The following is a 7,278-nucleotide window of genomic DNA, read 5'->3' on the forward strand; positions in this document are numbered from 1 at the left end:
ACCGATGAAGATCGCGATGGTGTCCGAACACGCCAACCCGCTGGCCACACTGGGCGAAGCCGACGCCGGCGGACAGAACGTGCACGTGGCGGAGCTGTCGGCCGCGCTCACGCGCGCCGGCCACGACGTCACCGTCTACACACGCCGGGAGAGCCGCGACGAACCGGCCGCGGTCCGGGCGCCGCAGGGCTACCGCGTCGTGGCCGTGCCCGCCGGTCCGCCGCGGAAGGAGCCGAAGGACCACCTCCTGCCCTACATGGGCGAGTTCGGCAGCTTCCTGCGGGACCACTGGGCCGTCGACCGGCCCGACGTGGCGCACGCGCACTTCTGGATGTCCGGCCTCGCGACCGTCCTGGCGGCGAGCGCGACCGGGACACCGGTCGTGCAGACCTTCCACGCCCTCGGCGTCGTCAAGAAGCGGTACCAGGGCGACCAGGACACCAGCCCGGCCGACCGGGTCCGGCTGGAGCGGATCATCGGCCGGCAGGCCGGGCGGGTGATCGCCACCTGCTCCGACGAGGTGTTCGAGCTTTCGCGCCTCGGCGTGCCGCGGGCGCGGATCTCGATCGTGCCGTGCGGCGTGGACCTCGGCCGGTTCAGCCCGGACGGACCCGTGGCCCGGCGCCGGGAGCGCCACCGGCTGGTGACCGTGGGCCGGCTGGTGCCGCGCAAGGGCTTCGACATCGCGATCACCGCGCTCGGCCAGCTGCCGGACACCGAGCTGGTGATCGCGGGCGGGCCCGAGCGGGGCCGGCTGTCGCAGGACCCCGAAGCGAAGCGGCTGCACGAGCTGGCCAACCGGCTGGGGGTCGGCGACCGCGTCCGGTGGCCCGGCCAGGTGTCCCGTGCGGACATGCCCGCGCTGCTGCGCTCGGCCGACGCGGTCGTGTGCACGCCCTGGTACGAGCCGTTCGGGATCGTGCCCCTCGAGGCGATGGCGTGCGGGGTCCCGGTGGTCGCGGCCGCGGTGGGCGGGCTGACCGACACCGTCGTCGACGGCGTCACGGGGCTGCTGGTGCGGCCGCGGCAGCCGAAGGAGCTCGCGTCGCGGGTCCGGCGGCTGCTGGACGACCCGGCCCTGCGCCACGCGTACGGCACCGCGGGCCACGACCGCGCGACGGTCCGTTACTCGTGGGACCGCGTCGCCGCCGACACGCTGCGCGCGTACCACAAGCTGGTCCCGGAACCCGCGATGACGGCCGAGGCCCGCTGACCCGCGGTGCCACCCTTATGGGCATAAGAGCCAGGCCTCGGCAAAGTCAAGGCCGCGCACGGAGTCGAGTGTCGCGAATGACTCATTGGGGGCACCGGAGGTCCCGAATGAGTCATTCGCGACGTTGGGCGGGGGTTGGCGACGTCATGAACGACTCTTTCATGACACTCAGCCCACGTAGCGGCGGGCCTTCGAGTTCCGCTGGGGCTCTTCCAGCAGGCGCAGGCCGTGCTCGACGTGGGGCGGCACCACCCGGCGGTCCGCGAGGACCCCCGGCAGACCGCGCACGACGTCGAGGAGCGCGGCCGCCGTCGCCCGGTCGAAGGGCGCGGACCGCAGCACGTCGGCGCCGCGGCGGAAGACGGCCGGCCACGGGCGTCGCAGCAGGAGGGTCCACAGCGTGTTGCGGATGCCCAGGCGGCGGCGGTGCCGCGGGTCGCGCAGCTTTGACGGCGCGTGGTGGATCACGACGTCCTCGGCCCAGCACATCCACCAACCGCGCGCGGCGAGGTCGAGGGCGAACAGCTCCTCCTCACCGCCCAGCCACATCCGCGTCGAGAAGCCGCCCACCTCGCGGAACGCGCTGACGCGCACCGCCGTCAGCCCGGCCATGATGCCCAGGAGCGCCGGTCCGGGCAGCCACGAAGGACCCGGCACCGGCGACTCGCGCAGCTCCGGCGTGATCGGGTCCTCGGCCAGGCCCGGCTCGACCAGGCAGCGCCCGGTCACCGAACCCAGTCCGGGGTGGGCGTCCAGGATGTCCGCCGCCCGGGTCAGCGCCCCCGGCCGCCAGGTCGTGTCGTCGTCGCAGAACGCGACGTACGGCGTGGTCACCTCCTCGACGGCGACGTTGCGCGCCACCGCGCCGAGGTTCTCCCCCAGCCGGAACAGCCGCACGCCGGGGAACTCCCGGGCGACCATGTCCGCCGTGCCGTCCGCGGACCCGTTGTCGGCGACGAAGATCGGCGGGTCGTCCGGGAGGGAAGTCATGTGGGAGAGGGTTTCCCGCAGCTGCGAGCGTCGGTTGCACGTGATGATCACGACCGAGATGCGCGCCATCCGGCGGTCCTTTCCAGTGTCCGGGCCTGGTCTTCGACGTGGTCGGGCAGGAGCCGGCGGGCGCTCAGCGCCCGCGGCAACCGGGGCACCGCGCCGAGCACGGCACCGGGGGCCGTGACGAGCGTGCGCGCCACCTCCCGGCGGCAGACGCGCGGCGGCCGGCGCAGCACGGCGATGAGCAGCCGGTTGCGCAGTTCGGCGCGGCGGCGCCACGACGACGGCGGCCGCGACCGTGACGGGTGGTGGTGCGCGCGAAGGTGCCCGACGTAGCAGACGTCCCAGCCGCGCGCGGCCAGGTCGTAGGCGAGCAGTTGCTCCTCGGCGCCGAAGTGCAGCAGCGGGCTGAACCCGCCCACCTGCAGGTACGCCGTGCGGCGGACGATCGCGGAGCAGGCCAGGAAGCCCAGGACCAGCGGCCCGGGCGCGCCGTCGGGATGGCCCAGCGGGCTGCGTTCCATCGCGGGCGTCACCGGGTCGTCGCGGCATTCCGGGCCGACGAGCGTGCGCGCGGCGAGCAGGCCGGCCCGCGGGTGCTCGTCGAAGATCCGCTCGGCTTCGGGCAGGGCGCCGGGTGCCCACCACGAGTCGTCGTCGCTGAAGGCCACGTACGGCGTTTCGGCGACGAGCACCCCGAGCGTGCGGGCGGCGGCGCCGAGGTTGTGCGGCAGCCGGATCAGGCGGACGCCCGGAAAACGCGCGGCGACGGCGGCCGTGTCGTCCGCGGAGGCGTTGTCCAGCACCACGACCGGCGGCCGGGGGTCCAATGAGGACAGCCAGCGGAGGGTGCACGCCAGCTCGCCGGCGCGGTTGTGGGTGGCGATGACGACGGTCGTGCGCGCGCTCACCGCGATCCCACCGGTCCGGCCGGCGACGGCGTGGGCGGTGCGGCCTCGGTGAGCAGAACTCGCATGTCCCCCGGGTACCCCGGTGGCGGAGCTTAAACGAGTTTGCCGGGATTGGGGCCGGGTAGCCGGACGGGCATGACGAATCCGGGAGCGATCAGGCGGTTCGAGCGGGCGGTGGTGACCGGGGGCGCCGGTTTCGTGGGTGCGCACCTGTGCGAACTGTTGCTCGCGGAAGGTGTCGAAGTGATCGCCGTGGACAACCTCGCGACGTCCTCGGCGGACTCCCTGGACGCGCTGCGCCGCCACGACCGGTTCCGGTTCGTGCGCCACGACGTCACGCAGCCGATGCCGCTGAACTGCCACGCCGACGTCGTGTTCCACCTGGCCTCCGCCGCGTCGCCCCGCGACTACCTGGCGCTGCCGCTCGAAACCCTGCGCGCCGGTTCGCACGGCACCGAGCACGCGCTCGACCTCGCCCGCCGCGACGGCGCCCGGTTCGTCCTCGCGTCCACCAGCGAGGTGTACGGCGATCCGCTGCAGCACCCGCAGCGCGAGGAGTACTGGGGCAACGTCAACCCGATCGGGCCCCGCAGCGTCTACGACGAGGCCAAGCGCTACGCCGAAGCTCTCACCTCCGCTTACCGCCGCGAACACGGCGTCGACACCGGGATCGCGCGGATCTTCAACACCTACGGCCCCGGCATGCGCGCGCACGACGGCCGGATGATCCCCGCGTTCCTCGACCAGGCCCTCCGGGGCGAGCCGATCACGGTCACCGGCACCGGCGAGCAGACGCGGTCCGTCTGCTTCGTCGAGGACACCGTCCGCGGCTTGCTCGCGCTCGCCCGGTCGGACCACCCCGGGCCGGTGAACATCGGCAACCCGCACGAGCTGACCGTCCGGCAGGTCGCCGAGCGGATCAAGGAGATCACCGGGTCCGGCTCCCCCATCGAGGAGATCGACGCCGTCGTCGATGACCCGAAGCGAAGGTGCCCCGATATTTCGCTCGCGCGGGACGTCCTCGGGTGGGAACCGAAGATCGACGCGGACGACGGTCTTCGGCGCACCGCGGCGTGGTTCCGGCGAGCGCCGCTTCGCTGAGTAGCGACGCCCAGGGCTTTTACCCGCCATCGTTTATCAACGACTTCACCGGGTAGCGCTTAGGGGGAGCGCGGGCCGCCTGAGTCCGCACCGAAAAGCCAGAGGCAGGTCGATGCGCATACTCGGGATCAACGCGGTGTTCCACGACCCGGCGGCGGCCCTGGTCGTGGACGGCGAGATCGTCGCCGCGGCGGAGGAAGAGCGCTTCAGCCGCCGCAAGCACGGAAAGCAGGCGGTTCCGTTCTCCACCTGGGAACAGCCCGTGCAGGCCGCGGCCTGGTGCCTCGAGCGGGCCGGACTGTCCGCGGAGGACCTCGACGTCGTCGGGTACTCCTACGACCCGGCGCTGGTGGAACCCGGCCTGGCCGGCCACGACCCGAGCGGCGAGGAACTGCGGACCGAGTTCGCGAAACGGGCACCGCTGTTCCTCAAGTCCGCTTTGCCCGGCCTCGACCCGGGCATCGTCCGGTTCGTCCGCCACCACGTCGCACACGCCGCGTCGGCCGCGCTGGCCGCGCCGTTCGGCGACTGCGCCGTGCTCGTCGCCGACGGACGCGGCGAAAGCACGTCCTATCTGGCCGGTGAGTACCGCGACAACCGGTTCAAGGAGCTGGCGGCACAGCGGCTCCCCCACTCGCTCGGCCTGCTCTACGAAGACCTGACCGAGCACCTGGGGTTCGCCCGGTCCAGCGACGAGTACAAGGTCATGGCGCTGGCCTCCTACGGCAGCCCCGAGTTCCTCGACGAGCTTTGCGAGCACGTCCACGTGACCGGCGACGGCGGCTTCCACGCCGACGGCGTGCACCTGGGGGCGCTCGCCCCGCGCCGGGAAGCGGGCGAAGAGCTCACCCGGCGGCACGCCGATCTGGCCGCCAGTGTCCAAAAGGTCCTCGAAGACATCGTGCTGGAGCTGGCGGACTGGGTGCACGACCGCACCGGCCACCGCGACCTGGCGCTGGCGGGCGGCATCGCGCTCAACTGCGTCGCGAACAGCAGGCTGCACGCCGAGGGCCCGTTCGACCGGCTCTGGGTGCAGCCCGCGGCGGGTGACGCGGGCACGGCGCTCGGCGCCGCCCTGCAGCTGGCCGCCGACGCCGGGGAGCGCGGCGCGCCCATGGGCGACGCCGGCCTGGGCCGGGAATGGACGGACGCGCAGCTCGAAGAGATCCTCGTCAAGGCGAAGCTGCCGTACGAGCGGCCGGACGACCTCGCCGAAACCGTGGCCGAAGCGCTGGCGAACGACGACGTGGTCGCCTGGTTCCAGGGCCGCGCCGAGTTCGGCCCGCGGGCGCTCGGGCACCGGTCGCTGCTGGCCCACCCGGGCCGCAAGGCGAACCTCGAGCGGCTCAACGACGTCAAGGGCCGCGAGCAGTTCCGCCCGGTGGCGCCGATGGTCCGGGCCGGGCGGGCGGCCGAGATCTTCACCCGCGGCCCGCTGCCCAGTCCGTACATGCTCTTCGTGCACGACGTCGCGGAAGACTGGCGGGACCGGATCCCGGCCGTCACGCACGTCGACGGCACCGCCCGCGTCCAGACCGTCGAAGACCGGGAAAACCCCGTGCTGGCCCGGATGCTCGCCGGGTTCGAACGGCGCACCGGCCTGCCGGTCGTGGTCAACACCAGCCTCAACACGGCGGGCCGCCCGATGGTCGACTCGCCCCGCGACGCGCTGGAGTGCTTCGGCTCCGCGCCGATCGACCTGCTCGCGCTGGGGCCGTTCGTGCTCCGGCGTCCCCGCTCGACTCACCCCGGCGCGGCGTCGCCGGAGAAGGAGGTGCCGTGATGGAAGACCATCTCGCCGCGTTGGCCGAGGCCGCCCGCCGGACCCGCGAATCCGCCCCCAAGATCACCGCGTGGGGCCGGCACCTGGCCGCCGTGTTCGAAGCCGGCGGCCGGCTGCTCGCGTGCGGCAACGGCGGCAGCGCGGCCGAAGCCCAGCACCTGACCGGCGAGCTCGTCGGCCGGTTCCGCCACGAACGGCGGCCGCTCTCGGCGATCGCGCTGCACGCGGACACCTCCGCGACCACGGCCATCGTCAACGACTACGGCGACCACGAGGTCTTCGCGCGCCAGGTGCAGGCGCACGGCCGGCCGGGGGACGTCCTGGTCTGTCTATCCACCAGCGGCAGCAGCCAGAACGTCGTCGCCGCGGCCAAGGCCGCGCACGAGCTGGGCGTCACGACGTGGGCGCTCACCGGACCCGCCCCGAACCCCCTCGCCGCGTTGTGCGACGACGCCGTCACGGTCGAGGCGCCGACCGTCGCCACCGTGCAGGAGATGCACCTGGTGCTGGTGCACGGCCTGTGCGCGGCGCTCGACGACGCGCTCGGGGTCACCGCGTGAAGCCGCTGGTCGTCCTCGGCGACACGCTGCTCGACGTCGACGCCGAAGGCACCGCCGAGCGACTGTGCCCGGAAGCGCCGGTTCCGGTGGTCGACCTGACCGCCCGGCGCCGCCGCCCCGGTGGCGCCGGGCTCGCCGCCCTGCTGGCCGCCCGGTCCGCGGCCGAGGTCGTGCTGGTCACCCCGCTGGGCGACGACGAAGCCGGGCACGCGCTCACCGGCCTGCTCGAACCGGACGTCACCGTGGCGCCGCTCCCCCTGCGCGGCACGACGGTGTGCAAGACCCGCGTCCGCGCGGGCGGGCAGTCGTTGCTGCGCCTGGACTCCGGCGACGGCACGGCCACCGCCGACCCATTGCCGGCCGGGGTACGCGAAATCCTCGAAGGAGCGGGCGCGATCCTCGTCGCCGACTACGGCCGCGGCCTGACGCGCAACCCGGACGCCCGGCGGCTCCTGCGTGAGCTGGCCGAGCGGGTCCCCGTGGTCTGGGACCCGCACCCCCGCGGCGCCCAGCCGGTGCCGGGCACCCGGCTGGTCACCCCGAACCTCGCCGAGGCACGCGCGGTGCTCGCCGGGCACGAGGAACCGGCCGAGCTGGCCAAGCTGCTGCGCGGGCACTGGCACGCCGACGCGGTCGCCGTCACCGTCGGCGCCCGGGGTGCCGTGCTCGCCGACGGCCTCGGCGAAACGACCGTGCCGGTCCCGGCCGCGGCGCGGG

The 7,278-nt window shown here is 73.9% G+C and carries 7 protein-coding genes; 5 read left to right on the forward strand and 2 right to left on the reverse strand.

The annotated features are described in order from the left end of the window. Positions 1-4: 4 nt before the first annotated feature. Entirely contained in the window at positions 5-1,213 is a 1,209-nt protein-coding gene (locus tag AB0N03_RS25060; RefSeq protein ID WP_364376255.1) for a glycosyltransferase family 1 protein, read from the forward strand. A gap of 168 nt (positions 1,214-1,381) precedes the next feature. Here AB0N03_RS25060 and AB0N03_RS25065 read toward each other — a convergent pair whose 3' ends face one another. Further along, the gene (locus AB0N03_RS25065; protein ID WP_364376258.1) at positions 1,382-2,272 is read right to left on the reverse strand and encodes a glycosyltransferase; all 891 of its coding nucleotides are present in this window, start codon (positions 2,270-2,272) and stop codon (positions 1,382-1,384) included. Then, entirely contained in the window at positions 2,251-3,117 is an 867-nt protein-coding gene (locus AB0N03_RS25070) for a glycosyltransferase (protein ID WP_364376265.1), read from the reverse strand. Before AB0N03_RS25070 ends, AB0N03_RS25065 begins: the two co-directional genes overlap by 22 nt. 135 nt (positions 3,118-3,252) lie before the next feature. Here AB0N03_RS25070 and AB0N03_RS25075 point away from each other — a divergent pair, with 135 nt between their 5' ends. The 4 genes from AB0N03_RS25075 to AB0N03_RS25090 all read left to right on the forward strand — a co-directional run. Then, the gene (locus AB0N03_RS25075) at positions 3,253-4,218 is read left to right on the forward strand and encodes a UDP-glucuronic acid decarboxylase family protein (protein ID WP_364376268.1); all 966 of its coding nucleotides are present in this window, start codon (positions 3,253-3,255) and stop codon (positions 4,216-4,218) included. 112 nt (positions 4,219-4,330) lie between these two features. Then, positions 4,331-6,001 carry a carbamoyltransferase C-terminal domain-containing protein gene (locus tag AB0N03_RS25080; protein ID WP_364376271.1) on the forward strand — a complete coding sequence of 557 codons (1,671 nt, stop codon included), beginning with the start codon at positions 4,331-4,333 and terminating at the stop codon, positions 5,999-6,001. After that, positions 6,001-6,561 (forward strand): SIS domain-containing protein, encoded by a 561-nt coding sequence (locus AB0N03_RS25085; RefSeq protein WP_364376299.1) that lies wholly within the window; start codon positions 6,001-6,003, stop codon positions 6,559-6,561. The genes AB0N03_RS25080 and AB0N03_RS25085 overlap by 1 nt, the downstream gene beginning before the upstream one ends. Then, the coding region (locus AB0N03_RS25090; protein WP_364376274.1) for a PfkB family carbohydrate kinase at positions 6,558-7,278 on the forward strand (721 nt) is incomplete at its 3' end. The genes AB0N03_RS25085 and AB0N03_RS25090, both read left to right, overlap by 4 nt.

The organism is Amycolatopsis sp. NPDC051061 (assembly GCF_040682935.1).
In the GTDB taxonomy this organism is placed as follows: Bacteria; Actinomycetota; Actinomycetes; order Mycobacteriales; family Pseudonocardiaceae; genus Amycolatopsis.

Coding starts and splice junctions, on each gene's coding strand:
- AB0N03_RS25065 (WP_364376258.1), bottom strand. CDS start 2,272: ATGGCGCGCATCTCGGTCGTGATCATCACGTGCAACCGACGCTCGCAG.
- AB0N03_RS25060 (WP_364376255.1), top strand. CDS start 5: ATGAAGATCGCGATGGTGTCCGAACACGCCAACCCGCTGGCCACACTG.
- AB0N03_RS25080 (WP_364376271.1), top strand. CDS start 4,331: ATGCGCATACTCGGGATCAACGCGGTGTTCCACGACCCGGCGGCGGCC.
- AB0N03_RS25075 (WP_364376268.1), top strand. CDS start 3,253: ATGACGAATCCGGGAGCGATCAGGCGGTTCGAGCGGGCGGTGGTGACC.
- AB0N03_RS25085 (WP_364376299.1), top strand. CDS start 6,001: ATGGAAGACCATCTCGCCGCGTTGGCCGAGGCCGCCCGCCGGACCCGC.